The organism is Phycisphaeraceae bacterium, assembly GCA_020639155.1.
Classification (GTDB): Bacteria; Planctomycetota; Phycisphaerae; order Phycisphaerales; family UBA1924; genus JACKHF01.
In genome coordinates, this window is the sequence record JACKHF010000001.1 from 1,750,178 (window position 1) to 1,774,984 (window position 24,807).

Consider the following 24,807-nt stretch of genomic DNA (forward strand, 5'->3'; position numbering starts at 1 on the left):
TGTTTCCCGCGTCCAAACGCAGGAGCACATTGATGGAGGGTGCTATGGATCGGTTCTGGGAGTTTGTCGACAACTTCTGGCAGGTGCTCGCCGAGAGTGGTCTCTGGCTTGGCATCGGGTTTCTGGTTGCCGGCCTGCTCCACGTGTACGTGCCCACGAAGTGGGTCGAAAAGCACCTCAAGGGAAGAACAATCGGGTCTGTCATCAAGGCTGCGGTCTTCGGCGTGCCTATTCCATTGTGCAGTTGCTCGGTTATACCGACAGTTGCTGCGCTGCGTCGCAAGGGTGCATCGCGCGGATCGAGCGCCGCGTTTGCTATCAGCTCACCCGAGATTGATGGCCCCAGCATCGCGCTCACATGGGGACTGCTCGGCCCCGTGATGGCGATCGCGCGACCCATTGGTGCGCTCGTTAGCGCTATTACCGCGGGTGTGCTGATCAATCGTTTCTGCGAAGAGGATGAGACTGCGTCTGTTTCAGAGAAGAAACACACAAGCAGCCATTCGTGTGGATGTGCATCCAGGAAATCAACCTCCTGCTGCAGCAGTGGCATGGATGATGACATCACGCTCGAACGTCCGTTGATGGTCAGTGGGGGAGCGCCGTCTGCGTCATCGTGTTGTTCTTCGCAGAAACAATCTGCTATTGCTACCGAGACCTCATGCTGTGGATCGAAGATCGAGGAATCGTCGTGCTGCTCAGGTGATTCTCACGACCACGATCATGCTGGTGGGTTGCTCGGCGCGCTGAAGTACGGGTTTGTGACACTGCCCGCGATGCTCGCGGTGTGGCTGTTTATTGGGCTTGCACTCTCGGCTGCTGCATCAACGTGGATTCCAACAGACACGATGACGCGCTTTGGGTCGGGCCCGCTCGCGCTCGTGGTTGCACTGGTGATCGGTCTGCCGCTGTACGTGTGCGCAACATCGTCAACACCGTTCGCCAAGGCATTGGTTGTTGCGGGGTTGTCGCCGGGTGCTGCGCTGGTGTTTCTGCTTGCTGGGCCAGCGACGAACATGACGACGATGATGTGGGTGCTGCAAGACCTTGGCAGGCGTGCGCTCCTGATCTACATCGCGGTGATTTCGGTTGTTGCCGTGGGGTTTGGGTTCCTGTTTCAGATTGTGTCGCCATCGATTGCTGGCGCGATGGGACTCGAATCAGCGGGGCACACGACACACACGGTGACCAACTGGCATGCTGCGATTGGTGCAGCCTTGCTTGCGGTTGGACTGTTCGTGGTGCTGCGACGGGAGTTGCAAAAAGTTTCTGCATCACGCAAGAGTGCGACACAGTGCAAGCACCACAACGACGCAGCGACATGCCCACACTGTGCGCAGCCAGCGTGAATAAAATACACGTACAAACGAAAGCCCAGGGATTGCAATCCCTGGGCTTTCGTTATTGCGGTGGAATGTAGTAGTTTACTGGCCTGCCCGACCATTCTCCTCTTCAGGAATCTCGCGAGGGAGCATCTCCGGAGCGCACGCGATGTTGTACGCTGCGATCGCGGCGTTGGTCGAGGACTGGATCAGGTACTCCTCGATCGCCTGATCGAGTCTGTCGTACTGGGTGTGCCAGCCGTACCGGTAGTTCGCACGCCCGACCTCATCCCAGAAGAATCCGGGGATGCCGACACTGTTGAAAGACGCATGGTCCGATCCGCCGCCGCGAGGCATGCGCTCGTTGACCTGCACGTTCACGTCCATCCAGCCTGCGCGCTCGTCGTTGTCCGGGTTGTCATCGTTCATCTTTGCGTCGTAGTCGGTCTGCGAGAAGAACTGCCCGTTGGTCGGCGCGGTTGCTGCTGCGAGGTAATCGCGCATGGACTCGATGCACTGGATGCCACCCTCGTAGTTTGTGCCGCCGTCGTCGACGAAGCACGCGACGATCTTGGCGCGCTCTTCGTCTGACAAACTCTCGACGTACCCGCGCGATCCGAGCAGGCCCTGCTCTTCGCCAGTCCAGAGGATGAACCTGATGGTGCGCTTCGGCTTTGCGCCGACAGCGGTGAGAATGCGTGCCGCTTCGATGGTGACGGATGATCCTGTGCCGTTGTCGACTGTGCCGCGCGAGCCGGGACCGTTCCATGAATCAAGGTGGGCAGAGACAATGACGACCTCGTCGGGCCATTCCGTGCCGGGGATCTCAGCGATGGTGTCGTACACGGGGAACGGACCGTTGACGAGACGATTGTCGGCATCGACAGCGAGTTCGATTGGCCAGCCGTCAGTCAGCTTCGAGTTAATGTAGTCAAACCCGGTCTCGTTGACGATGATCTCTGTATCTTGATAGAGGTCGTTGAAGTTGAGTTCACGCCAGCCACGAACAGAACTGGTCCACACGCGATCGTCAGAAGATGTCGAGACCCATCCTGCGGGATTCTTGGAGATGATGCGCTTATAGATCTCGCGTTCGAGGTCCATCGCGTTGTCGTCTGCTTCGGGCTGCGTTGTTTGCGCGACGGTCTGTACGAGTCCTGAGTCGCGCGAGACGCGGCCGCCGGTTTGTGTCACAGTATCGCTGCCGCCACGCGGATCAGCAAATGAGCCCGACAGATTTCCGTCACGCGAGAGTGATGCGCCCCATTCGATCGCGCCCATCGGGCTTTCCCACTTGCAGGTGAAAAGCCCGGTCTGCATGTCGACCTTGCCATCAGTAAATGGTGCGCCAAATCCGGTGTACTCAAGTCGACCGTTGGCGTTGCCCTCGCGATCAACATCGACCTTGAGAACAAAGGGCATGCCCTCATTGCCAGCCGGGCCGCCGCGCGTCAGGCCTTCCCATGTGCCGGAATATGGATTGCGCTGTGTGCCCGCAACACGCGACTGATTCTCATTACTTGCAAAGCGCGTAGCGCTTGTTTGACGCTGCTGACGCTGTGCAGTCTGTGGTGCGGTGCGCTTGCCGACATGCAGGTAGTACTCGCCGCCACCGATCGAATCCCTCGCGGTAAGCACGCCATTGATGAGCGACCACGTTGGTGTGACCGTCTCGCCCATGGGGGAGTCCCATGTGAATGTGAACTGTCCGGTGGCTTTATTTATCTTCGCGTTGACCAGCGGCTCCGAGTGATTCGCTTCGGGATATGACAATGTGCCGGTGACGTTCCCTTTATCATCCATTGACGAAATGTCCAGGACAAACTCTGCTCCGTCAGGAGGTGTGCCCGGGCCGGTGGTTGTACCGCGCCAGCGACCAACATAGCCCTCCGATGCTGATGCATCAGCGATCGGGTTTTCCTTCAGTTCTGTGCGAAGTTCCTTGAAATAACCGAGTCGAGCGCTGGTGTTTGCTGCGGGCCCGCGCACGCCGCGACGTCCATTGGGGTTTGACGGAAGCAGAATCCATGCTCCTTCAAGCTGGTCCTCAACTGCTTCGAGTTCTTCCATTGTCTTGGGCAGTCGCAGGACTTGGCCCTGCACAATACCGTTTGTGCCCGGTGCCCATGCGAGCGTTGTAAACGCGAGTTCTGTGCCGTCGGCGTAACTGATCTCGTCACCCTCGCCGCGACGGATGACGACCTTCGCGGTGGACGGTCCACGGTCGAAGCGCACCGGGATCTCACCCCATTGGAAGAGTTCGCCGTTCTTCATGCCCCATGATTGGAACTGGGAGAGCGCCCAACGGTTTGCCATCTCGACGTTGGCTGAGCCTGTCAAACGAGGACCGATGGCAGTGCACAGGTGCTCAAGCTGCTTCATCACCTGGTTGTTGTTTTTGCCCTCGTGGAGAATCTTCTCGATTGTGGCTGGATCGCCCATGCGGATGTTGGGCACGGGCACCTTCTCGCCATTGATCACGGTGTAGGGTGCATCGTCAGCGACCTTGTCTGCGATGGGGTCGCCCGCGATTGCACTTGTGGCGAATACAGCGCCTGCAGCAAGAGCGAGGCACGCGGCTTTGGTGGCCCAGCGGGTGGGAACGTCTGTGGCTGGCATGGGCAGGTCTCCTGTGATAATGCCTGTTCGATGTGAGGGATCTTGAGATTCAGGCTCCGCGTCCGAACGCGAGGGAGCCCGTAGAGATAGTGTACGGGAAAACGGGCGGAATCTTCCCAGAGTTCCGCCCGTCCACAAGAGAAGAGGAGAGAAATCAGATGTAAAAGTCTCAATTAATGCCTGTTACAGGGCTGCCACACGCGCTTCGAGAGCCTCAAGCCTCTGGATGAGCATCCGCTGGCTTTCCCGCTCCCGTTTCAGTGCAGCGAGCATCAGGACGCAGACTCGGTCATAGCGCACCGCATCTGGCACGATTTCACCAGTCTCGGGATCTGGCTGAGACCAGATCACCAGACGCGGATCAACCTTCGCAACGTCTTCTGCGATAAAGCCTAGGAATGTTGCGCCTTGATCGTCGTTTGGCAGCTTGGACTTGTAGGTGACGGGTTCGAGATTCCACAACTTCGCAGCGGAATCATCGTCCAGTGGTTGAACATCTCTCTTGTATCTGATTGAGGATGTGTCTCTTGCAAGTACGCCGTTGGTGTCAACGACGACACTGGTTCCGCCACCTGTTGTTGCGTACACGCCTGTTGCTGTGAGATTGCCGTCAATCTTGACGTCGCCTGCGAACTCGAAGCGATAGCCTGAACTCACTTCATCCCATGAACCAAAGTGGATGTCGCCGTCATCAGGCTGGAGGCAGATCTGCACTCCTGATGTAGTTGGATCCGCGCCTGGGTGGGACCCTTGAATGCCAGGCGCAAGGAAGTTGTTGCGGGTCACAATTGCGAGTTTGCGTTCACCAGCAGGATTGGGTTCGGTAGGTCCTTCTTCCTCTTCTGACTGCGAGTAGACACCCGGTTCATATTGTACGTCAAATCGAGCAAGTTCCTTCCGAATGTCGTCGTTGCCTTGAATACCCTCGTAGTAGCGTTTGATATGTAATGGTGCCTTCGGATTACGATTATGAATTCCGACATGGCTGTCTTTAAATGTCATATATGTGAATCGTTGGCCGTGCATATTTGTCTCTGCATAGTCACTGTAAAAATCGAAGGGATCATCGCTAGCAGCTTCGCCAAGAATATGGTAATCAAGATAGTAGTTATAATCATTGCTTCCAGCTCCGGTTGCACCGATGCGCATTCCTGCAAAGTCTGGCCGAAGGAAGTTTGACATTATCATTTCAATATTCGCGCTGCCAGCTTGCTGACGGAGCAGCGACAAATATTCTTCCCCGTCCATCCATCGAAATGTGACTGAGATGTCATTCATAGACGATGTGGGTCCGTTGGCAATCTCAAGGGTTGTTGAAGTTACATTTGTAACTTCATATCGAGTTCCATTTATAATAACGTTGTGATCGTGTCCCCAGTTTTCCAGAAGATCGCCCGACGACCTTGTAAAGACACCGTTGTTGCCACCTGTAGGCACATAGTTGCCGATGAACTCGGCATGGAAGTAGCTCGTCCAATACATGCCTTTGTGGTTGTTGCTCGGATCAGTCGAAGGGAATAATACCGGGGTGGTCGTGCCCGATGTGTGTTTCACCGTGATTGACGGATCTGATGTGCTGATTGACGCGATGCGATACAATCCGTTGCTTGCATCAACCTCAGTTTCTGATGATAGTGATGGGTCAATTTGTGTGTGTCGATTCCTAATCCAGATATAATCCTGTGGATAAACATGGTCATTGAGGTTTGGATATCCTGCGGTGCTCGATTCGAGGTTGAGCTTTGAAGTATTTGAGGTGTCGCGTGTTCCCCACCCACGAACTGCGTTTGTGTAGATTTGAAGTTGGGTGGTGCCTCCCGTTCTTGTGCACATAGCTTCAGCTATGCCCTCATTTGAGGCTCTCAATAGAACTCCGTTTGGCGTCGGGCCTGATCCTCCAATAATCAAGCCGCCGTGCGTATCGATTGGATAAGCCCTGCCGTCCTTTGTTCCAATAGCAGATGTGTTGCCGAAGTATTCGGTTTGCCATGTGTTAGTTGCTCGAACAACCCCCGGGCCCCATAGCCTTTTGCCAAAGTGGTAATTTGATAAACCCGTAACAACATATATTCCTTTAGAGAAATACAGCTCGTCTGTATAGCTAAGTAATTTGTTGACAGCAGTTGTGTCATCCGACGTTCCATCACCTGTAGCACCAAACATTTTTGCGTTGATAAATTGTCCCGATGCGAGTTCAAAGTAGTGTGGATCCATCATGCTGTCAGTAGTTGAGACATATGCATTGTGTGATGTTGGAGCCGAAGCACCAAAGTACTTCCATAGCGCTGCGCCACCATCTCCAGCCTCGTAATAACCAAGCACCCGTACGACATCGCCAGTCGAAAATATTTGATTGCTGTCCAGAAAAATATTGCCACTACTGCCATCTACATTGTCAAATACATATTCCGCCATTGCTCAAACTCCTTCGTTTCCTCATACCCAGCCGGTGATACAGCGCGACGTTGTGCTGCGACCCGGCCCGCACATTGGTAGACGAAAGGAAAAGTGTTTGCAATATGTTTGGGTTGGCTGATGGCGTATGTGTGCAGAGATGTGCGCACAAAAGGGGCGTTGTCGGCCAAATAGATCAGCATCTGACACGGTGTTGGGTCGTCGGATTGGGCTATGTCTAGGATCACGTTCGCAACGTAAAAGAGGGGTACGTGAATGGCGGCGCAGATCGGAAACTCGCTTACTTCAAGCAAGCCTGATGTCACAGATCCAATCTATTTCCTGCACATCCCCAAGACCGCTGGCAGTGCGTTCCGATCGTTCATTGATGATCACTTTGCTGTCGGTGAAGTGACGCCGTGGTGGCCGATCGAGGAGCATTTGCTCAAGCTGTCACGGGAACAGTTGCTTGAATACAAGGCATATGTTGGTCATTACGGATGGTATCTTCCCGCACTGGTGCGCATCCCTCTTCGTATTGTGACAGTATTGAGAGATCCTGTTGATCGAACTTTTTCGCACTTCCACGATCTTCGGACATCACCGCAGGACTGGCTGCATGATGTTATCAAATCAAACAGATGGACGTTCGAAGACTTTGTACTGAGCGATCTTGGGAAGAGTGAGTTAACCAACTTCATGATTCGGCACATCGCGTTTGACGATATTCAGCAGGATTTCTGGGGGCACTCACCAAAGCGGGATCATGACCTTCCCGGGCTATTGAAGAAATACTCAGATGAATCGCTTCTTGATATCGCACTCGAGCGTCTCGAGTCATGCGAAGTTGTTGGACTATTTGAGCGTTTTTCGGATTCGCTGAGACTCACTTCGCACAAGTTTGGATGGGCTCCAACAGCATCATTTCGTCGCCACAACTCAACTCGAGGCTCGCGATCGGGTGAGGAGGTCACAGAACGCGCTCGCGAAGCCATTGCCGAGATGACGCAGTTGGACCAACATATCTATGACTGGGCAAAGCGGCGTTTTGAGGCCGAGTTGCGCGGGCTTACCGATGAGCAAATGGAGTCTGACTATGTGCAACGCATGCGGCTGCTCCCACGAGAGAAGCGTGTGAACTGGAAGTTTGAGCGTCCGATCAATGGTGTTGGGTGGTCGCAACGGCAATGGTTTAAGTCACTCCATCCTCGATTGAAAGAGGATGTTGCTCGGTTTGCGTGTGTGAACGGCGCGACATTTGTTGACGTGCCACTCGAGCAGGGTGCCGCATACGAAGTGCGCTTCTTTGCGAGGAATCTCCCTTCAAGTACGCCACATCAAATCCAGTTACGAGTCAACGATGTTGTCGTACCGATGCGAACGTGGCAATCGCGATATGATACCGCGGATGACTCAGTCTGGTCGGGTATTGCATCTGCTGAGATAATTGCACGAAACTCGGCATACACACGGGTGTGCTTTGAAAAGACGTCAAATCTTGAAGTATCGCAAAGACAACCTGAGGGTTTACTTTCGCGCATCAAAGCAGGAATGATGGCGCAACGCACTGGTGAGACGACAACGATTGATGAGCCAATCGCATCAGGGATTGAGATGCGATGGCTTGAAATCATACAGGTTAGTTAAATGATGTATGGTGCGTCGGATATCAACTGATGTAAGTTTCTTATGATGTTGTTACCCCAACGGCAGACCCTTGCGCTTCCAGATTGCCAGAAGCTGATCCTTCGTTGTTGGTTCGCAGATGCGGCCGTCTGCATACTCGGTACGAATGAATGAACCATCCGGCGCGTAGAAGGACGTGTACTCGGGTTGATTCTCGGTTGCCTTGCTTCGAATACTCCATGTGCCGTCTTCGGTGCGCTCGATGGAGTCGAAGCGCAGTTTGTTGGTTTTCAGATCAGGCACATACGCGTAGAACGCAACATTTGCTTGTGCACCAGCATTGACCAGCAGTCGTGGGAGCACATAGACAAGGGCCTGTGAGAGGTATCCCTTGCCCTCAATCATTGCGTTGATGTGTTCTGCGGGGTTGTTCGGCTGCTCTTTGATAACTGAGATTGATATACCTTCACGCGAGCCGAACTCTCTGCTCGTTAGCGGTCGTGCGCCGATCTTCACTGTGTGGCTTGTCACAATGGACCACTCTTCGATCTGTTTCTCAACTGTGCTGTCGTCGCTGACGAAGAATGCACTGATGACATCAACATATCCCTCGTCGAGCATGACACGTGCTTCCATCTGGAAGACGTATCCATTTGGATTGGGGTTCACTAAACCTTGCCGACCAAAGATTGTGTCGAGATCACTCCGGCGACCAAGGCGGCCCCGAATTCGGCGATACCCAAACTCCCGCTTGCCATCAATTGCATTTGTTGGGTCTGGCATGTAGAACCGATGCCATTCTTCGCCACTTCGTTCCAGCTCTTCAAAGACAGCTTCAACACCCTGATTGCCGAGAAGCTCGAACAATCGCTGGCCTTCTTCGATGCCAGCGGCACGTTTCATTGCGACCTTGCGCACATCCTCAAAGTTCACTGTGCGGAGCACGCGCTCAAAGACAGGCAGCGTCTGGCTTGAAACAGACTTGGTTGTCCAGAAATCGAAGATGATGTAGCTGCCGTTGCCCGATGGGAACTGGACCTGATCGCGGATGTGAAAATCATTCTGCACGTTGTCTGGTGAGAGTTGCAGGCGGAAGCGCTCATATGGACGGTCGGTTACACCTCCCGGTACTGCCATCCCACCCTGCCGAAGTAAGACAGAGTTTCCAAGATCTGACACCTTCAGAGGTGTGCCATCCCACGCGGGCATCGTGCGGGTTCTGGTGAGATTCTGGATTGCTCTATCGGCGACCTGCGACGGGGTGAGCGTCGGATCATCGATCAGCATCATGACCTCGAGTGCCCAACTCAAATCAGGAGGTGTGATGCGTGTTCGCTGGATCGTGCCAACACGTTCGTTTGCTGTACGGGTGCCTTCGGGAACTTCAAATGCAACCCCCAAGCCCTCCAGGCGCTGGGGAACCCAGATCTGGATGTTCGGCTGATCCTGCGCGGGTTGGGGTTGTGCCAGTGTCTTTGGCGTGCTGCCAGTAACTGTCGTTGTTCTGGACGGCTGGTTCGTTTGCGCTGAAACAGCAGCACAAATCATTGTGAGAGAAATACTTAGAGAAGAAAGGAATAGCGCTGCTTGCTTCTTGGAAGCAGTGGGCTGGTGAATCATAATCTGTACTCCTGCGTGCCTGCGGAGAGGTTTCTTCACAATCTACGTTACGTCCTTCTTGGCGGATCTGCTCCATGTTCGAATCGGACAGACCGCCTGGATCATCGCAGGTTCCGTTAGAGATGGGATCGAATCGGCCAAAACTGCGGCTGACAGTGGCTTGCGGGGTTGGTTGGGTATGTTGAGTGGCGATCGTTTTTTCAGGTTTGGTATAGGAAAACGAGTGGTTTTGGATTGACAAATCGGGTTCGGTCTCTACGCTTCCTGGCTCAGCGGTACGCAGGGAGATGCTGCCGCGAGGTGGGATTTGGTGGTTCGGTTCGGCTTATTCCGTCAAGAAGCCAGTTAACCGAGACCGGGCATGAGATTGCCGGGCGGGTATCTGTTCCGGTATTGCGAACGAGAAGTCACTGGGTTCGGCGTTGTGCAGAGCCCGAAGAATGGGTGGTTTGATGGCAGGCCAGCAGATCAGAATTCGGATGGAGGCGTACGACCATATCGCGCTGGACGCATCTGCGCGCGAGATCGTCGATCATGCCAAGCGCACCAATGCGAAGGTGGCGGGTCCGATCCCTCTGCCAACACGAATCGAGCGATACACCGTCAACCGATCCCCATTCATCGACAAGAAATCTCGCGAGCAGTTCGAGATTCGCACGCACAAGCGTCTGATCGATATTCTTGAGCCGAACGCGCGCACCGTCGAAGCGTTGAATCGTCTGGTTGTTCCCGCAGGTGTGTTTGTTCGTATCAAGGTGTAATGACATTTCTCCGGCCGATCCGTGAAAAGCGGGTCGGCTTGTTTGTTTGAGGCGTGCGTGTGTTGCGCGTCATTCGCGACAAAGAAGAAGGTGGCGAAGATCATGGAGCCGACACTGCTTGGCACAAAGCTCGGGATGACCCGCGTCTATACGGACGACGGTGTCAGCATGCCCGTGACCATCATCAAGGTCGGGCCTTGTGTTGTCACACAGATCAAGACACCCGAGAACGATGGTTACTCCGCTGTTCAGATCGGGTACGGGGAGATCAAGCCCCGCAACTCGACGATGCCGATCATCGGGCACGATGCAAAAGCTGGATCCGAAGCGCTGCGTCATCATGCCGAGTTCCGCGTTGATGATGCGTCGGCGTTTGAACTTGGCAGAGAGCTGACAGTCGCTGACATCGAAAACGTGTTGTACGTCGATGTAAGCGGTACGAGCAAGGGCAAGGGCTTTGCTGGCAGCATTAAGCGCCACGGGTTCAAGGGTCAGCTTGCGACGCACGGTGTCGAACGCAAACACCGTTCGCCCGGTTCGATCGGCGGCATGATTAATCGCGGCTGGTCGGGTAAGCTCCGCAAGGGCAAGCGCATGGCTGGTCATCTCGGCGACGAGCGAGTGACTGTGCGGAACCTTGACGTTGTGCGTGTTGACAAAGACAACAACGTGCTGCTCGTGAAGGGTGCTGTGCCAGGAGCAAACAAGGGTTTGGTGCGGATCCGTCCCTCGGTGAAGCTCAAGCCTGGTAAAGCTGCAAAGGTTGCAGCAGCAGGAAAGTGATGGAAGATTGTCCCGCCTCGCAGATGTGCGAACGGGTGATGATGATGGCTGTATGAGGAGACAAACTGCAAGCAGGCGCGTAGAGCAGCTTGCAGGTTCGGCAGGTTCGAGAGAATACCACCGGACATGTACACACAAAGACGTCTTTTGCGTTGCCAGCGCATTAGACCGGGATCAGCCGAGTCGGGTCCGATCCCAATGCCAATTCGAGCGCGTCACGCTCACCTCGGCACTGGGTCGGCAGGCGAAAAAACACGGATCTTCACAGTGAAGTTCCGCAAGGCGATGAAAGGGGCAGGGACCGATGGAAGTCACGGTCTACAACATGGACGGCACGTCCGTCGGTACAATGACAGTTGATGAAGCTGCACTCGGCGGCGAGGTGAATCCCGCGCTGATCAAGCAGGCCTACGTCCACTATCACGCCAATCTGCGTCAGGGAAGCTCCCGCACAAAGACGCGCAGCGAGGTCGCGGGATCAACAAAGAAAATGGGTCGTCAGAAGGGCAGCGGTGGTGCACGTCACGGTACCAAGCGTGCTCCGATCTTCCGTGGTGGCGGCCACACGTTTGCGAAAAAGCGCACTCGCGAAGATTATCACTTGGCCATGCCCAAGAAGATGAAGCGCAAGGCGAACCGCAACGCGCTGCTTGCAAAGCTGATCGATAACGAGGTGAAGGTTGTTGATTCGCTCGCTATGAACGAGCCGAAGACCAGCCTTTTTCGCAACTTCCTCAAGCAGGTAGGTGTCGATCGCACCGTGCTCGTTGCGCTCCGTGGTGGCTCGGATGAGGATGCGAATGCGAAGCTGAGCGCCCGCAACATTGATGACGTGACGATCTGCCGGGCTGACCAGTTGAACTGCTTCCAGATGCTTAACTGCCGCTACATGGTCATTGAAAAGTCACAGCTTGAAGCGTGGCTCTCCGGTCCGTCGAGTCAGACAGGCAAGGAAGCGAAGATCAATCCCATGGGCCGTGCAAATGGGGGAAATGACTAATGGACCACTCGTACGTCATCAAAAAGCCGTTGCTCACCGAGCGCACAACCGCGACGATGGAAGCAGCCAACCAGTACGCGTTCATTGTTGATCGGCGTGCAACGAAGGATCAGATTCGTGATGCGGTTGCATCGTTGTATGGTGTTCGTGTGCTGAAGGTTCGCACAAGTAACCAGAAGGGCGAGACACGCCGACTGCGGTACGGCTGGGTGAAACAGGCAACCGTAAAGAAGGCGTTCGTTCGCCTGCATGAGGAGGATCGGATCGAACTGTTCTGATTCGCACGTTGTGCGTCTTGATGCAGTGATCTGAAGTTTGGAAACGCTGGAAGGAACGAGCAATGCCGATTCGTGTCTACAAACCAACAAGTGCAGGCCGACGCAACGCGTCGGTGAATATGCACTCCGAGGTGACGAAGCATCGACCCGAGAAGTCGTTGACGGCGCCAAAGCCCAAGAAGGGTGGACGCAACCACCACGGTTTTATCACTGCGCGTGGTCGTGGCGGCGGTGCAAAGCAGCTTTATCGCAAGATCGACTTCCGTCGTCGCGATCGTGACGGCATCGAAGGCAAGATTGCAGCGATCGAGTACGATCCTAACCGCACTTGCCACATCATGCTCGTTGAGTATTCCGATGGTGTGAAGCGTTACCATCTTGCACCTGACAAGGTGAAGGTTGGCCAGACGATCGAGTCGTCCCGCGAAAAAGCAGTTGAGCCTACAGCTGGCTCTGCCATGTGCCTTCGTTATATTCCTGCGGGTATGAACGTTCACTGTGTTGAACTTCAGCCAGGCCGGGGCGGTCAGATGTGCCGCTCAGCAGGTACATACGCCCGTTTGACAAACAAGGAAGACGATTACGCCACGCTGGTAATGCCATCAGGCGAAATCCGTCGTGTGCTGCTCGATTGCATGGCAACGGTCGGTCAGGTTGGTAACTCTGATCACCAGAACCGTGTTCTTGGCAAGGCTGGCATGAGCCGTCACATGGGACGCCGTCCCATTACGCGTGGTGTTGCTCGTAACCACCATGACCACCCGCTGGGTGGTGGTGACGGCAAGTCGAAGGGCAATCGTTCGCCCGCGAGCAAGTCCGGTGTGTTCTCGAAGGGTGGCCCGACGAGAAATCCGAACAAGGCGAGCAAGAAGCTCATCATCCGTCGTCGCAAGAGCACTCGTTACGGTGTGATTGATCGGTAAGTGAGATTAGTGTGCAGGTTGTTGAGCACGTTGGTTTGTTTGATCAGTTGTTGATGTACCGCGAGTGTCGCGGCAAGCTCGGGAGAGCACTATGAGTCGAAGCCTCAAAAAAGGCCCATACGTTGACGAGAAGCTCTATCACAAGGTGATGGCGCAGGTCGAGTCCGGCGATCGTGAACCGATCAAGACGTGGGCGCGCCGCTGCACCATTGTGCCGGAGTTTGTGGGGGCAACATTTATGGTGCACAATGGTCGCATCTTCAACGAGGTGTTTGTGACGGAAGATATGGTGGGGCACAAGCTGGGCGAGTTTTCGAACTCGCGCACGTTCCGTGGACACACCAACAAGAAGGAAGGCCTGAAGGCCTGAGGTAACACGATCGCACGGGTATGGCATGCTGCCAACGTGCTGTTAGGAATCGGGAGCTGGTCAGTGAGACTACGCAACGAAACATTGAAGTCGATGCTCAAGACGCAGGGGCTTGGCGCTGATGCGCTGGCAACAGCATTGCAAGCAAACGGCATGAGCGAGAAGGGTGCGAAAAGCGCCGCGAACAACTGGCTCATGGGCCGGAATCATCCGCGGTGCAAGTCGGCAGACATCGTCGCGATGGCGAATGTCGTGGGCTGCGAGCCGAAGGACATCATCCGGTTTACCAGTGAGGTGCGGTTCCATCGCGGCAGCCCACTGAAGGCCAATCTCGTTGCCGGGCTTGTTCGTGGCAAGCGCATTGATGAAGCAGAGAATCTGCTCGCATTCAGTCCGCAACGCGCGTCTGTGAATGTGCTGAAAGCGCTGAAGGCAGCAGTTGATAGTGCTCAGCGTGCAGGTGCGAATGAGAGCCGTCTGTTTGTGACGGAGTGCCGCATCGATCAGGGCCCGCACATCAAGCGATTCCAACCGAAGGACAGAGGTCGCGCTCATCCGATTCTGAAGCGCACCAGCCACATCACTGTATCGGTCGAGGAGAAGAACTAATGGGACAGAAAACCCATCCATACGGGCTTCGCCTCGGTATCACCGAAGCGCACAAGAGCCGCTGGTATGCACCGAAGGCGCTCTACGGCGAGCTTCTCATTGAAGATGAGAAGATCCGTCAGTACCTCAACAAGCGTTTGAACAACAACCCGGCCAGGCCGCATGCTGGTGTTGCAGATGTCATCATCGAGCGCACGCGTGAGGAGTTGACTGTGCTGATCCGGACTGCCCGGCCTGGCGTTGTCATCGGACCGAAGGGCGCTGAGATCGAGCGCATGACTGAAGAACTTCAGTATCAGACGAACCGCAAGGTTTCGATCAAGGTGCTTGAAATCAAGAACCCGGATCTGGATGCGCAACTTGTTGCTATGGGTGTTGCAGAGCAGCTCAAGAAGCGTGGCGCATTCCGTCGTGTCCTCAAGGGGCGCGCTGAGGCTGTCATGCAGGCTGGTGGCCAGGGTGTTCGTATCCAGATCAGCGGTCGTCTGGGCGGAGCTGAACTCAGCCGTTCGCAGGACATCCGTCTTGGTTCGCTTCCGCTTTCAACGCTGCAGGCGAATGTGAACTACGGGTTCGCAGAAGCTGCAACCGCGTACGGACAGATCGGCTGCAAGGTGTGGATTTATAAAGGTGAGTACTCGACAGAGCAGGCAGAAGCAGAAACGGCAGCAGCAGGCGGTCGTGCGCGTGCCCGCGGCAGACGTTGAGTTGGGTACAGAAGTGAGTGTGATGTTCACGTGCCGGGATCCGGCGCGAGTGAAGTGAGAAAACGGGAGCTGACGCAATGCCTCCAGGACGCATTCCATCTCGAACCAAGTTCCGCAAGGAGATGCGCCGTGCGCGCGATCGCAAGGCGACCAAGGGCAACTATGTTGCGTATGGCGACTTCGGTTTGCAGGCGCTTGAGGGTTGCTGGTTGCACGGCAAGCACCTCGAAGCGGGTCGTATTGCTGCACAGCACTATCTCAAGCGTCAGGGCAAGGTGTTCATCCGTGTGTTCCCTGACAAGCCGGTTTCGAAGAAGCCGCTTGAACAGCGCATGGGTAAAGGCAAGGCAGATGCTGACTACTGGGCAGCACGGGTAAAGCCCGGCACGATGCTGTTCGAGGTAGCGGGCGTGACTGAGGATGAAGCAAAGCAGGCGTTCGTGCGCGTTGCGATGAAGATGCCCATCCGTTGCAGGTTTGTTGGTCGCCGCGTGTCGGTGTGATCGTACAGGAAGAAACGCAAGCGACCGGTCGGTCGGAAACAGGATGCTGAACATGACACCGAAAGAGATTCGCAAGCTCGACGATGAAGCGCTGGCGCTTGAGCTAAAGGAAACCCGCTCGAAGCTGTTTGATCTCCGCATGAAGGCGGTTACCGACAAGGTTGATGATTCGTCGCAGTTTGGCAAGCTCCGCAAGGACGTTGCTCGCATGAAGACAGAGATGACCGCTCGCCGGAAGCCTGTTGCGAGCTGAATCGAGCCCGTGGGTGGAAGAGTGTGTTTGAACAACTGCACAGAATGACGTGCAGAACCGAATGAGCAGAGGATGGAATGAACGCATGAGCACGACAGAAGCGACCGAACTGAAGGGCACGCGGACAGGGATCGTTGAGACCGATGTGCGTGACAAGACACGCAAGGTGGTCATCGCGTACCAGGTCAAGCACCCCAAGTATGGCAAGTATGTCAGCCGTCGAACAGTGCTGCATGTGCACGACGAGGCCAATGAGTCGCATAAGGGTGACGTGGTCGAGGTTGGGCAGTGCCGACCGATCAGCAAGACCAAGTCGTGGAAGCTGATCCGCGTTGTCGAGAAACGCTCGGGTGTGTAAGAGTTGATCCGCGTCATCGGATGATGAGACGCAAGAGCAGGAAGGAATCGCAGCCATGCTGCAACAGGAATCACGGTGCGAAGTCGCCGACAACTCGGGAGCCAAGGTCGCGTATGTGATCCGCGTGTATGGCGGATCGACAGGGAGCGGCAAGTTCACACGCAAGACGGCATCGCTGGGCGATCGCGTGCTTGTATCGGTGAAGAAGGCGTTGCCGGGCAGCGATGTCAAGCCGGGTGACAAGTACAAGGCTGTGGTTGTTCGCACCGCGAAGCAGTATCGCCGGCGTGACGGGTCGTACGTGAAGTTCGACAACAGCGCGGTGGTGCTGATTGGTGAGGACGGGAATCCCAAGGGCACGCGTATCTTCGGTCCGGTTGCTCGCGAGCTTCGCGAACGCAACTACATGAAGATTGTGTCGCTGGCATCTGAGGTGGTGTGAAAAAGGAAGCAGTGCATCTGCTTCTGCAGAGTGTCGATCGAAAGGAATGCAACATGCCATCGCATGTAAGAACAGGTGATGAGGTCATCGTGACCAGCGGCAGCCACAAAGGCAAGATCGGCACGATCGAGCGTGTGCTCGCCGACAAGGACATGGTTGTCATCAAGGGCGTGAATCTGAAGACGCGCAACATGAAGCCGAGCCAGGCCAATCCGCAGGGCGGTCAGGTGACGCGTGAAGCGCCGATCCACGTCTCGAACGTCAGCCCTGTTGTTGACGGCAAGCCGACACGCGTCCGCTTCGAGACACGCGACGACGGCTCGAAGGTGCGTGTCGCGGTTCGTGGTGGCAAGGTGCTCGGTGTTGTTAGCCCGAAGCGTGATCGCGCGAAGGCAAAGACCGAACAGAAGGTATCGACAAAGCTCAGCAGAGAAGCACGCAAGCGTCAGGCAGCAGGGTAATCCACAGTATTCGTGCAGTGTAATGACTGAAACGACCGGATCAGTGACAGAGTAGAAGTTATGGCCAAGCAAGCATCAACAAAGAAATCCAAAGTTGACGTGCCACCGGAAGCGCTCGTGTTCAATGAGCCGCCGCGCATGAAGACCATGTATGACTCCGCTGTGCGTCCGAAGCTGAAGGATCAGTTCGGCATCAATAATCCGATGCAGGCACCAAGGCTGGAGAAGATCACGATCAACGTGAACATGGGCCGTCATCTCGATGGCACCAAGATCCCGCCAAACGTCAAGACAACGGTGATAGACACGCTGACAGCGATCTCGGGACAGAAGCCGGTTGTGCTCAAAGCGAAGAAGTCTGTGTCGAACTTCAAGGTTCGCGAAGGGTATGAGACTGCTGCGATGGTGACGCTCCGTCGTGATCGCATGTGGCACTTCCTCGACAAACTGGTGCATCTTGCAACGCCACGTATCAAGGACTTCCGCGGTCTGAACGACAAGGCGTTCGATCGTCAGGGCAACTACTCGATGGGCCTGAACGAGCAGGGCGTATTCCCCGAGATCAACATGGCTGAAGCAAACTTCACCCATGGAATGAACATCAACTTCTCGTTTTCGAACTCGGACCCAGCCAAGAGCAAGTTCGTGCTTGCGGAGCTTGGCATGCCGTTCAGAAAACCCGAGGAGCGCAAGCGCAGGAAGTCGTAAGAGAGAATATTCGCGTGGGTGAGCAGTCCCACGGAAGTGATGATTGAAACGGAAGGATTTGGAATGGCAACGAAAGCACAGATCGCCAAAGCCAACAGGACACCCAAGTTTTCGACGCGCAAGGTGCGTCGTTGTGAGTTGACGGGGCGCTCGCGCAGCGTGTACCGCAAGTTCCGCGTCAGCCGCATCATGCTTCGCAAGCTCGCGCTTGAGGGCAAGATCCCCGGCATGCGGAAAGCCAGTTGGTAAGATGACCGGTGTTGGTGGTAGTGCTCTGATGCTGCCATATGTGACTGAGAGATGAATCGGACGAAGCCCCGACGGGCTGGAGACGGAACCGAACCATGACGATGAACGATCCAATCGCGGACATGCTCACTCGCATCAGAAATGCGGTGTCGAATCGTGCCAAGCGTGTTGACTGCCTCAACAGCAAGGTCAACCGGGGCATCGCTGGTGTGCTTCGCGATGAAGGCTATATCAACAGCTTTGATGTGATAGACGATGGCCGCCAAGGCATCATCCGCGTGACACTGAAGTACGGCGAGCGCGGTGAGACGGTGATCAATCGCATCAAGCGCGAGTCTCGTCCAGGTTGCCGAGTGTATCGCGGCAAGTCTGCACTGCCTCGTCCGTTGCAGGGGCTTGGCATCTCGATCGTTTCGACTTCGTCGGGCGTGCTGAGTGATCGTCAGTGCAGAGAGAAGAATGTTGGCGGTGAGTTGCTTTGCACCGTCGATTGACATCGTTGATTGCGATGAGGGACTGGACGAAAAACAAGAAGGAAACACACGTCGACACGCTGAGGATCATCTCCTTTCAGCAGCAGACACAAGGAACGCATCATGTCACGCATTGGAAAGAAACCCATCGGAATCCCTGCCAAGGTCACAGTTGCTGTGGCGGATGGCAGCGTGAAGATTGACGGCCCAAATGGATCGCTCTCTGCGCCTGTTCGCTCGAATATCTCTGTCGAGGTTGATGACGGCGCAAAGACTGTGACAGTGAGCCTCGACGAAGCGAGCATGGGTGATCGGTTCTCCCGAGCGATGTGGGGCACAACCCGCGCGACGATCCAGAACATGATTACGGGCGTGACAGCAGGCTTCCAGAAAATCGTCGAAGTGAACGGTGTCGGGTATGGTGCAGAGGTGCAGGGCAACAAACTGAAGGTCACGGCGGGGTACGCCAATCCACACATGAAGGTGATTCCTGATGGCGTCAAGGTTGATGTCGAGAAGGGCAGCGTCACCAAGGTTGTTGTGAAAGGACCAGACAAGCAGAAGGTCGGGCAGTTTGCTGCGGAAGTCAGATCTGTCCGCACAACGAACCCATACACCGGTAAGGGCATCTCGTACTCTGGCGAGCGTATTCGTCGCAAGCAGGGCAAGAAGTTTGGTGCATGATCATGATGTGCCCCGTCTTGTGACGGCATGTCGCACGCTGATTCGCAGGATTGATGAAGGACTCGTTCGATGAACAAGAACAAGGTAAAACAAACACGCCGGACACGCAGACGCATTGGTATCCGCAAGCGCGTTGTTGGTACCGCTGCGTGCCCTCGTCTTGCGGTCTACCGCTCGCTGAACCATATCTATGTTCAGGTGATCGATGACATGCAGGGCAAAACACTTTGCTCCGCTTCAACACGCGACAAGGGCGTCTCACTGAATACGACCGGCAATGCAGCCGCAGCGGCTCAGGTCGGCAAGACGGTTGCAGACAAGGCAAAGGCTGCGGGCATCTCCAAGGTCGTGTTCGATCGTGGCGGGTTCCGTTACCACGGGCGTATCAAGGCGCTTGCTGATGCAGCACGCGAGGGTGGATTGAAGTTCTAATACACAGAAATGACGCTGCACACCAGTAGTGCAGAGAGGTTGATTTCCCGGATTGGGAGAGTTGGAAACGATGGCAGAGCACAACGTCGAAGAATCGAATCAGCTTGAGTCGAACACCGTGATGGTGACTCGAACCAGCGCAACTGTGGCTGGTGGTCGGCGCATGAGCTTCAACTCCCTCGTCGTGGTCGGCGACAAGAACGGCCGCGTCGGCTGGGGGTATGGCAAGGCGCTGGAAGTGCCCACCGCAATCGAGAAGGCTGGCAAGGCAGCGCGTCGCAACACCATCAACGTGTCTCGTGCTGGCACAACCATCCACCACGAGGTTGAGGGACGTTTCGGCTCAGCTGTTGTACGTCTGGTTCCAGCTGCGCCCGGTACCGGTGTCGTTGCTGGTGCGGCGGTTCGTGCGGTGCTTGAAGCGATGGGCATCTCCGACTGTCTGACAAAGTGCTATGGCTCACGCAACAAGATGAATGTGGTGAAGGCTGTGTTCGATGGTCTGAAGCAACTCCGCGAACCGGAAGACGTTGCAGATCTTCGCGGGAAGAAGCTCGGACAGACTCGCATCCTGCATCGCATTGAGAAGACGCAGCAGATGTCCGGTAGTGCTGCGGTGACAGAGAACAACTGATTTATTGATGACACGGTGCAGCGACGAAGAAGCGACGCTGCTGAAGGACGAGTGGAGAACTCCGCCATGATGATTCATGACATCACCAAACTGGCTGGCAAGAACAAGAAGCGCGATCGCGTCGGTCGTGGTCTTGGTTCGGGCAACGGCAAGACCGCTGGCCGTGGTTACAAGGGCGCGGGATCACGCGCGGGCAACTCAAGCCGTCGCGGGTTTGAAGGTGGCCAGATGCCTTACTTCCGCCGTCTGCCGAAGTTCGGCTTCACGAACGTGAAGTTCAAGACGCAGTTCTGGGTGATCAACCTCGACACCATCGTCGATCACGACACCTTTGCAAACGGTGGCGATGTGACCATCGACTCGCTCATTGCAGCAGGCCTGCTCCGCGATAACAGCAAGGCTCTGAAGGTGCTCGGAAACATGCCCGAGGATGGTCTGAAGGTCAAGCTGAATGTCACAGCTGAGCGTGTCAGCGAGAGCGCCCGCAAGGCGATCGAGGCTGCTGGTGGGTCCGTTAAAGAACTCGGTACCCGTCGTGACCGCGTTCGCGGGATTGACCGACAGGCTGGCGATCAAACTCCCAAGAACCTGACGAAGAAGTTGAAAAAGTACAACAAGTATCACACACCCGCGTAGTTTCTGCAGATGGAGTTGAAGCCAGCGCATTGCTGGTAAGCCAACCACAGAATCCATGTTCAAAGCGTTTGCCAACATCTTCAAGATTCCCGAGTTGCGAACAAAGCTGCTGTTCACCTTTGGCATGCTCGCGATTTATCGCATCGGCTATTGGATTCCGCTGCCCGGCGTTGATCAGCAGGCAATTGCCGATCTGACTCGCAATATCTCGACGAACACTGATAGTGCAGCGGCAAACGCTGTGTCGATGGTCGCAATGATGTCAGGTGGCAGCCTGAGTAACGCCACGGTGTTCGGGCTTGGCATTATGCCATACATCACTGCTGCCATCATCTTCCAGCTGCTCGGATCTGCGATTCCTCGCATTAAAGAGATCCAGCAGGAAGGGCCAACCGGCCAGCAGAAGATTCAGGAATGGACGAGGTACGCAACGCTGGGTGTTGCTTTGCTGCAATCATTCTTCTACCTGCAGCTGATGTACCGCCAGAGCATTATCGAGGTGTCCTGGATGGGCAACCCGATGTGGTGGATCATGGCAGTTGGTGTGCTGACGGCAGGCGCCATGTTCCTGATGTGGCTTGGCGAGCAGATTGATCGTCACGGCATCGGCAGCGGCGCTTCGTTAATCATTACCGCGAGTATCCTGACCGGTATCCCCGGTGCGCTCAACACGCTGCGACAGAGCTTCGATCAGTCCAATCCGGACTCAATCCATGTCTCGGGTCTGCTGATTCTGTTCGCAGGATTTGTGACTGTGACAGCGGGTGCGGTGTTGTTGACGGTGGCCCAGCGTCGCGTGCCGATCCAGCAGGCAAAGCACATGCGCGGCCGATTGCAGGTTGGTGGTCAGAAGAGCTATCTTCCGTTGCGTGTGAATCATGCTGGCGTTATGCCGATCATCTTTGCCAGTGCGCTGATGACCATTCCGTCTGTATTGTTCGAGCAACTCGGTACACTTGCAGCGACCAGCGATTCCTGGTTCAGTTCAATCGTTGGATTCATCAACCGATCCTTCAGTCCTGCGACAGTCGCGTTCCCTTATGTGCTGGCGTATATCGTGCTCGTGTTCTTCTTCAGCTACTTCTGGATCACGGTCCAGTTCAGCCCGGAAGATATTTCCAAGCAGCTTCGCGACTCCGGATCGTTTATCCCGGGTTTGCGTCCGGGACCCCGTACTGCTGAATACATCGATACGGTGATGAGCCGAATCACGTATTGCGGCGCGGGCATTCTGGCTGTGATGGCGATATTGCCATCGATTGTGGCTGCAGGATTCAATATCCCGTTCCTTGTGACGCAGTTCCTTGGAGGAACTGGTCTGCTGATTGTGGTTTCGGTGACGCTGGACTTCATCCAGCGAATCGAGGCTGCATTGATGATGCGAAACTATGGCGGCTTCCTCTCCGGGGAAGATACGAACGCCAAGAAGCGAATTCGTGGGCCTCGCGGCTGAGAAACGTGCCCGAAACGGGCGTGCGAGGCACGGGTGATTCGTCAAATCGGGTGGGACCTGCTAGCATCAGGCCTGTTCAAGTCCGGTTTGGACATGAAACACGACAATACTGGCTTCTTGCCGGTGGTCTGGATTGGGGTTGAGGAATGAAAGTCAGATCAAGTGTCAAGCGTATCTGTAACCAGTGTCAGGTTGTCCGTCGAAAGGGCAAGGTGCGCGTGATCTGCAAATCAGATCCGAAGCACAAGCAGGTGCAGGGCTAAGGCTGGGATTCGAATGCACATATCCACTGGGGGCAATGAGTCCCGGTGTGTTTGGATGAATGGAAGGATTGACCGTGCCACGTATCGCAGGTATTGACGTTCCCGATCGAAAGAAGATCTATTACGCGCTCCAGTACGTTCACGGTATTGGGCCGAAGTTCGCTGCTGAGATCCTCACTGAAGCGAAGATCGACCCGAATCGCCGCGCAAACGAGTTGAACGAGATCGAGACCGCAACGATTAGCCAGATCATCGACACGAACTACATCGTGGAAGGTGCGCTGCGTCGTCAGGTGTCGCAGAACGTTCAGCGTCTGAAGGACATCCGTTCATATCGTGGCGATCGTCATCGCAAGGGGTTGCCAACGCGTGGTCAACGCACCCGCTGCAATGCTCGCACCCGCAAGGGACGTAAGAAGACTGTTGCTGGCAAGAAGGGCGTGAAGTAAAACCGTATTTGATATTCGTCAGATCGACAGTCGATTGAGACTGGCACAGATTGAGTTTGGAGTGAGCGCCAGATGGCAAAGAAAGTCCGCAAGATCCGCAAGCATGTCCCCAAGGGCGTTGTGCATGTCAAAGCGACGCACAACAACACGATCGTGACGATCACCGACCCCAACGGCGAAACGCTGTGCTGGGATTCGGCTGGCACCATCGGGTTCAAGGGCGCCCGCAAGTCCACGCCGTTCGCAGCGACGCGTGCGGGCGAGAACTGTGGCCACAAGGCTCGCAAGATGGGCATGAGCGAGATCGAGGTTCGCATCAAGGGCATGGGACCCGGGCGCGAAGCTGCGGTGAACGGCGTTTGCAGCGCGGGGCTGCGTGTCTCGGCTGTTGAGGATCACACCCCCGTGCCTCACAACGGCTGCCGTCCTCGTAAGAAGCGCCGCGTGTAAGTCAGAATATCTACGTGTGTTCGCACACGTTTGGCGCATTGGCGCTGCACAGTTTGTGATCCCGCGTGACAGAAGGACCTGCTGCAGAACGTCGACCGAGCAGCATCTCCGTGCTCCGCAAGTGGATCGTTTCGATGAGTGAATGCACCCATCTCGGTCGATGGAACTTGAGGAAGTATGAAGCGCGTCCGTTGGCGTGGGCTTGAGTTGCCGCATCGCGTGGTGACCGACCCGAAGTTTACATCAAACACATTTGGTCGTTTTTATGTCGAGCCCTTCGAGCGGGGATTCGGCACAACGGTCGGAAACTCACTCCGGCGTGTGCTGTTAAGTTCGATCGAAGGCGCCGCTGTGTACGGCATCAAGATCGCTGGCGCTCAGCATGAGTTCTCGTCGCTCAACGGCGTGATTGAGGATGTCACCGACATCGTGCTGAACGTCAAGAACCTGATCGTAAAGATGGATGCCGATGAGCCGAAGGTCATGCGCGTTGCAGCACGCGGTCCTGGCGAGGTCACAGCCGATCTGATCGAAGCCGATCCTTCCATCTCGATAGTGAACAAGGACCTTGTGCTTTGCACTCTGACAGAGCCTGTCGAGTTTGAGATGGAACTCTACGTGCAGAAGTACCGTGGATACGTGCCCGCATCAGATCAGTACAACACGCGCGATGAGCAGGACATCGGGTTCATTGAGGTTGACGCGACCTACTCGCCTGTCAAGCGTGTCCGGTACAAGGTCGAGGACACCCGCGTCGGCCAGAAGACAAACTATGACAAGCTGATTCTGGATATCTGGACTGATGGCACTGTGACGCCCGAGATGGCGCTCGTCGAATCCGGCAAGATCCTTCGCAAGCACCTCAACCCGTTCGTCCAGTTTACTGAGCTTGGGCAGGTTCGTGTCTCCGAGGAAGCAGCAGCAGCTGCTGGCGTGGACGAGGAACTGATCCGCAAGCTGAACATGCCGATCACAATGCTCGAACTCTCGGTTCGGGCAGTGAACTGCCTTGAGTCGGCTCGGATTGATACCGTCGCCCAACTCATCCAGCAGCCTGAGAACGAGTTGCTCAAGCTTCGCTCGTTTGGTCGTACCAGCCTGCGTGAGGTCAAGCGCAAGCTGCAGGATATCGGGCTGGAACTTGGCATGGACCTGCCAGAGGGCTACGCAAACCAGGTCGCGGTAGGCGCACTCTGATTTTCTTCCCCGTGTCGGACCAACGTCCAATGCGGGTTTTTCGTTTATTTTCGCGGATTTGAGGGTAGCTCATGCTCGTATGCTCTGGTCAAACGGAGCATTCTGCCCTAATATCTTGGCCCGTCGCAGCTGCTGCTCGGGTGGGAAGGG

30 protein-coding genes are annotated in these 24,807 nt (G+C 55.5%); 27 read left to right on the forward strand and 3 right to left on the reverse strand.

What is annotated here, in order from left to right; all coding sequences use genetic code 11:
• Window positions 1-44 precede the first annotated feature (44 nt).
• On the forward strand, window positions 45-1,349 hold the full coding sequence (locus H6815_07405) for an SO_0444 family Cu/Zn efflux transporter (GenBank protein MCB9860268.1): 1,305 nt from the start codon (window positions 45-47) through the stop codon (window positions 1,347-1,349).
• 75 nt (window positions 1,350-1,424) lie between these two features.
• Here H6815_07405 and H6815_07410 read toward each other — a convergent pair whose 3' ends face one another.
• The gene (locus H6815_07410; protein ID MCB9860269.1) at window positions 1,425-3,941 is read right to left on the reverse strand and encodes a M20/M25/M40 family metallo-hydrolase; all 2,517 of its coding nucleotides are present in this window, start codon (window positions 3,939-3,941) and stop codon (window positions 1,425-1,427) included.
• A gap of 183 nt (window positions 3,942-4,124) precedes the next feature.
• Window positions 4,125-6,356, reverse strand: coding sequence for a tail fiber domain-containing protein (locus tag H6815_07415; protein MCB9860270.1), 2,232 nt, complete (start codon window positions 6,354-6,356; stop codon window positions 4,125-4,127).
• 255 nt (window positions 6,357-6,611) lie between these two features.
• Here H6815_07415 and H6815_07420 point away from each other — a divergent pair, with 255 nt between their 5' ends.
• On the forward strand, window positions 6,612-7,982 hold the full coding sequence (locus tag H6815_07420) for a sulfotransferase family 2 domain-containing protein (protein MCB9860271.1): 1,371 nt from the start codon (window positions 6,612-6,614) through the stop codon (window positions 7,980-7,982).
• A 51-nt stretch (window positions 7,983-8,033) separates the two neighbouring features.
• On the opposite strand, the gene H6815_07425 is transcribed toward H6815_07420, so the two are convergent.
• Window positions 8,034-9,581, reverse strand: coding sequence for a hypothetical protein (locus H6815_07425; GenBank protein MCB9860272.1), 1,548 nt, complete (start codon window positions 9,579-9,581; stop codon window positions 8,034-8,036).
• A gap of 452 nt (window positions 9,582-10,033) precedes the next feature.
• Between H6815_07425 and rpsJ the strand changes: the two genes are divergently transcribed.
• From rpsJ to H6815_07550, 25 genes are all read left to right on the forward strand, one after another.
• On the forward strand, window positions 10,034-10,342 hold the full coding sequence (gene rpsJ / locus H6815_07430; protein MCB9860273.1) for a 30S ribosomal protein S10: 309 nt from the start codon (window positions 10,034-10,036) through the stop codon (window positions 10,340-10,342).
• 102 nt (window positions 10,343-10,444) lie between these two features.
• Window positions 10,445-11,125 carry a 50S ribosomal protein L3 gene (gene rplC / locus H6815_07435; GenBank protein MCB9860274.1) on the forward strand — a complete coding sequence of 227 codons (681 nt, stop codon included), beginning with the start codon at window positions 10,445-10,447 and terminating at the stop codon, window positions 11,123-11,125.
• Window positions 11,126-11,429: 304 nt separating this feature from the next.
• Window positions 11,430-12,125 (forward strand): 50S ribosomal protein L4, encoded by a 696-nt coding sequence (gene rplD, locus H6815_07440; protein MCB9860275.1) that lies wholly within the window; start codon window positions 11,430-11,432, stop codon window positions 12,123-12,125.
• Window positions 12,125-12,403 carry a 50S ribosomal protein L23 gene (gene rplW, locus H6815_07445; protein ID MCB9860276.1) on the forward strand — a complete coding sequence of 93 codons (279 nt, stop codon included), beginning with the start codon at window positions 12,125-12,127 and terminating at the stop codon, window positions 12,401-12,403. The genes rplD and rplW overlap by 1 nt, the downstream gene beginning before the upstream one ends.
• A gap of 62 nt (window positions 12,404-12,465) precedes the next feature.
• On the forward strand, window positions 12,466-13,326 hold the full coding sequence (rplB, locus tag H6815_07450; protein MCB9860277.1) for a 50S ribosomal protein L2: 861 nt from the start codon (window positions 12,466-12,468) through the stop codon (window positions 13,324-13,326).
• A 91-nt stretch (window positions 13,327-13,417) separates the two neighbouring features.
• Window positions 13,418-13,696: a 30S ribosomal protein S19 gene (gene rpsS / locus H6815_07455; GenBank protein ID MCB9860278.1), complete on the forward strand. Its 279-nt coding sequence runs from the start codon at window positions 13,418-13,420 to the stop codon at window positions 13,694-13,696.
• Between the two features lie 63 nt (window positions 13,697-13,759).
• Window positions 13,760-14,305: a 50S ribosomal protein L22 gene (rplV, locus tag H6815_07460; GenBank protein ID MCB9860279.1), complete on the forward strand. Its 546-nt coding sequence runs from the start codon at window positions 13,760-13,762 to the stop codon at window positions 14,303-14,305.
• Window positions 14,305-15,012 (forward strand): 30S ribosomal protein S3, encoded by a 708-nt coding sequence (gene rpsC, locus H6815_07465; GenBank protein MCB9860280.1) that lies wholly within the window; start codon window positions 14,305-14,307, stop codon window positions 15,010-15,012. The genes rplV and rpsC overlap by 1 nt, the downstream gene beginning before the upstream one ends.
• A gap of 77 nt (window positions 15,013-15,089) precedes the next feature.
• Window positions 15,090-15,515, forward strand: coding sequence for a 50S ribosomal protein L16 (gene rplP / locus H6815_07470; GenBank protein MCB9860281.1), 426 nt, complete (start codon window positions 15,090-15,092; stop codon window positions 15,513-15,515).
• A gap of 52 nt (window positions 15,516-15,567) precedes the next feature.
• A complete protein-coding gene (rpmC, locus tag H6815_07475) occupies window positions 15,568-15,768 on the forward strand; it encodes a 50S ribosomal protein L29 (GenBank protein MCB9860282.1) in 201 nt (66 codons plus the stop codon).
• Window positions 15,769-15,853: 85 nt separating this feature from the next.
• Complete coding sequence (gene rpsQ / locus H6815_07480; protein MCB9860283.1) at window positions 15,854-16,126, forward strand: 30S ribosomal protein S17; 273 nt, start codon at window positions 15,854-15,856, stop codon at window positions 16,124-16,126.
• 55 nt (window positions 16,127-16,181) lie between these two features.
• Complete coding sequence (gene rplN, locus H6815_07485; protein ID MCB9860284.1) at window positions 16,182-16,568, forward strand: 50S ribosomal protein L14; 387 nt, start codon at window positions 16,182-16,184, stop codon at window positions 16,566-16,568.
• Between the two features lie 53 nt (window positions 16,569-16,621).
• Window positions 16,622-17,029, forward strand: coding sequence for a 50S ribosomal protein L24 (rplX, locus tag H6815_07490; GenBank protein ID MCB9860285.1), 408 nt, complete (start codon window positions 16,622-16,624; stop codon window positions 17,027-17,029).
• Between the two features lie 60 nt (window positions 17,030-17,089).
• Window positions 17,090-17,737 (forward strand): 50S ribosomal protein L5, encoded by a 648-nt coding sequence (rplE, locus tag H6815_07495; GenBank protein MCB9860286.1) that lies wholly within the window; start codon window positions 17,090-17,092, stop codon window positions 17,735-17,737.
• Between the two features lie 63 nt (window positions 17,738-17,800).
• A complete protein-coding gene (locus H6815_07500) occupies window positions 17,801-17,986 on the forward strand; it encodes a type Z 30S ribosomal protein S14 (GenBank protein ID MCB9860287.1) in 186 nt (61 codons plus the stop codon).
• Window positions 17,987-18,081: 95 nt separating this feature from the next.
• Window positions 18,082-18,480 (forward strand): 30S ribosomal protein S8, encoded by a 399-nt coding sequence (gene rpsH, locus H6815_07505; GenBank protein ID MCB9860288.1) that lies wholly within the window; start codon window positions 18,082-18,084, stop codon window positions 18,478-18,480.
• Between the two features lie 102 nt (window positions 18,481-18,582).
• A complete protein-coding gene (rplF, locus tag H6815_07510) occupies window positions 18,583-19,143 on the forward strand; it encodes a 50S ribosomal protein L6 (protein MCB9860289.1) in 561 nt (186 codons plus the stop codon).
• 69 nt (window positions 19,144-19,212) lie between these two features.
• Window positions 19,213-19,575 carry a 50S ribosomal protein L18 gene (rplR, locus tag H6815_07515; protein ID MCB9860290.1) on the forward strand — a complete coding sequence of 121 codons (363 nt, stop codon included), beginning with the start codon at window positions 19,213-19,215 and terminating at the stop codon, window positions 19,573-19,575.
• Window positions 19,576-19,645: 70 nt separating this feature from the next.
• A complete protein-coding gene (gene rpsE, locus H6815_07520; GenBank protein MCB9860291.1) occupies window positions 19,646-20,209 on the forward strand; it encodes a 30S ribosomal protein S5 in 564 nt (187 codons plus the stop codon).
• A 66-nt stretch (window positions 20,210-20,275) separates the two neighbouring features.
• On the forward strand, window positions 20,276-20,845 hold the full coding sequence (gene rplO / locus H6815_07525) for a 50S ribosomal protein L15 (protein ID MCB9860292.1): 570 nt from the start codon (window positions 20,276-20,278) through the stop codon (window positions 20,843-20,845).
• Window positions 20,846-20,900: 55 nt separating this feature from the next.
• Window positions 20,901-22,298 carry a preprotein translocase subunit SecY gene (secY, locus tag H6815_07530; GenBank protein MCB9860293.1) on the forward strand — a complete coding sequence of 466 codons (1,398 nt, stop codon included), beginning with the start codon at window positions 20,901-20,903 and terminating at the stop codon, window positions 22,296-22,298.
• Window positions 22,299-22,444: 146 nt separating this feature from the next.
• Window positions 22,445-22,561: a 50S ribosomal protein L36 gene (rpmJ, locus tag H6815_07535; GenBank protein MCB9860294.1), complete on the forward strand. Its 117-nt coding sequence runs from the start codon at window positions 22,445-22,447 to the stop codon at window positions 22,559-22,561.
• Window positions 22,562-22,635: 74 nt separating this feature from the next.
• Window positions 22,636-23,010 carry a 30S ribosomal protein S13 gene (rpsM, locus tag H6815_07540; protein MCB9860295.1) on the forward strand — a complete coding sequence of 125 codons (375 nt, stop codon included), beginning with the start codon at window positions 22,636-22,638 and terminating at the stop codon, window positions 23,008-23,010.
• A gap of 72 nt (window positions 23,011-23,082) precedes the next feature.
• A complete protein-coding gene (gene rpsK, locus H6815_07545; protein ID MCB9860296.1) occupies window positions 23,083-23,460 on the forward strand; it encodes a 30S ribosomal protein S11 in 378 nt (125 codons plus the stop codon).
• 177 nt (window positions 23,461-23,637) lie between these two features.
• The gene (locus H6815_07550; protein ID MCB9860297.1) at window positions 23,638-24,657 is read left to right on the forward strand and encodes a DNA-directed RNA polymerase subunit alpha; all 1,020 of its coding nucleotides are present in this window, start codon (window positions 23,638-23,640) and stop codon (window positions 24,655-24,657) included.
• Window positions 24,658-24,807 lie beyond the last annotated feature (150 nt).

What these genes read in the sequence shown, in the direction of transcription:
- H6815_07405 (MCB9860268.1), top strand. Translation starts at nt 45, where the DNA reads ATGGATCGGTTCTGGGAGTTTGTCGACAACTTCTGGCAGGTGCTCGCC.
- H6815_07410 (MCB9860269.1), bottom strand. Translation starts at nt 3,941, where the DNA reads ATGCCAGCCACAGACGTTCCCACCCGCTGGGCCACCAAAGCCGCGTGC.
- H6815_07415 (MCB9860270.1), bottom strand. Translation starts at nt 6,356, where the DNA reads ATGGCGGAATATGTATTTGACAATGTAGATGGCAGTAGTGGCAATATT.
- H6815_07420 (MCB9860271.1), top strand. Translation starts at nt 6,612, where the DNA reads ATGGCGGCGCAGATCGGAAACTCGCTTACTTCAAGCAAGCCTGATGTC.
- H6815_07425 (MCB9860272.1), bottom strand. Translation starts at nt 9,581, where the DNA reads ATGATTCACCAGCCCACTGCTTCCAAGAAGCAAGCAGCGCTATTCCTT.
- rpsJ (MCB9860273.1), top strand. Translation starts at nt 10,034, where the DNA reads ATGGCAGGCCAGCAGATCAGAATTCGGATGGAGGCGTACGACCATATC.
- rplC (MCB9860274.1), top strand. Translation starts at nt 10,445, where the DNA reads ATGGAGCCGACACTGCTTGGCACAAAGCTCGGGATGACCCGCGTCTAT.
- rplD (MCB9860275.1), top strand. Translation starts at nt 11,430, where the DNA reads ATGGAAGTCACGGTCTACAACATGGACGGCACGTCCGTCGGTACAATG.
- rplW (MCB9860276.1), top strand. Translation starts at nt 12,125, where the DNA reads ATGGACCACTCGTACGTCATCAAAAAGCCGTTGCTCACCGAGCGCACA.
- rplB (MCB9860277.1), top strand. Translation starts at nt 12,466, where the DNA reads ATGCCGATTCGTGTCTACAAACCAACAAGTGCAGGCCGACGCAACGCG.
- rpsS (MCB9860278.1), top strand. Translation starts at nt 13,418, where the DNA reads ATGAGTCGAAGCCTCAAAAAAGGCCCATACGTTGACGAGAAGCTCTAT.
- rpsC (MCB9860280.1), top strand. Translation starts at nt 14,305, where the DNA reads ATGGGACAGAAAACCCATCCATACGGGCTTCGCCTCGGTATCACCGAA.
- rplP (MCB9860281.1), top strand. Translation starts at nt 15,090, where the DNA reads ATGCCTCCAGGACGCATTCCATCTCGAACCAAGTTCCGCAAGGAGATG.
- rpmC (MCB9860282.1), top strand. Translation starts at nt 15,568, where the DNA reads ATGACACCGAAAGAGATTCGCAAGCTCGACGATGAAGCGCTGGCGCTT.
- rpsQ (MCB9860283.1), top strand. Translation starts at nt 15,854, where the DNA reads ATGAGCACGACAGAAGCGACCGAACTGAAGGGCACGCGGACAGGGATC.
- rplN (MCB9860284.1), top strand. Translation starts at nt 16,182, where the DNA reads ATGCTGCAACAGGAATCACGGTGCGAAGTCGCCGACAACTCGGGAGCC.
- rplX (MCB9860285.1), top strand. Translation starts at nt 16,622, where the DNA reads ATGCCATCGCATGTAAGAACAGGTGATGAGGTCATCGTGACCAGCGGC.
- rplE (MCB9860286.1), top strand. Translation starts at nt 17,090, where the DNA reads ATGGCCAAGCAAGCATCAACAAAGAAATCCAAAGTTGACGTGCCACCG.
- H6815_07500 (MCB9860287.1), top strand. Translation starts at nt 17,801, where the DNA reads ATGGCAACGAAAGCACAGATCGCCAAAGCCAACAGGACACCCAAGTTT.
- rpsH (MCB9860288.1), top strand. Translation starts at nt 18,082, where the DNA reads ATGACGATGAACGATCCAATCGCGGACATGCTCACTCGCATCAGAAAT.
- rplF (MCB9860289.1), top strand. Translation starts at nt 18,583, where the DNA reads ATGTCACGCATTGGAAAGAAACCCATCGGAATCCCTGCCAAGGTCACA.
- rplR (MCB9860290.1), top strand. Translation starts at nt 19,213, where the DNA reads ATGAACAAGAACAAGGTAAAACAAACACGCCGGACACGCAGACGCATT.
- rpsE (MCB9860291.1), top strand. Translation starts at nt 19,646, where the DNA reads ATGGCAGAGCACAACGTCGAAGAATCGAATCAGCTTGAGTCGAACACC.
- rplO (MCB9860292.1), top strand. Translation starts at nt 20,276, where the DNA reads ATGATGATTCATGACATCACCAAACTGGCTGGCAAGAACAAGAAGCGC.
- secY (MCB9860293.1), top strand. Translation starts at nt 20,901, where the DNA reads ATGTTCAAAGCGTTTGCCAACATCTTCAAGATTCCCGAGTTGCGAACA.
- rpmJ (MCB9860294.1), top strand. Translation starts at nt 22,445, where the DNA reads ATGAAAGTCAGATCAAGTGTCAAGCGTATCTGTAACCAGTGTCAGGTT.
- rpsK (MCB9860296.1), top strand. Translation starts at nt 23,083, where the DNA reads ATGGCAAAGAAAGTCCGCAAGATCCGCAAGCATGTCCCCAAGGGCGTT.
- H6815_07550 (MCB9860297.1), top strand. Translation starts at nt 23,638, where the DNA reads ATGAAGCGCGTCCGTTGGCGTGGGCTTGAGTTGCCGCATCGCGTGGTG.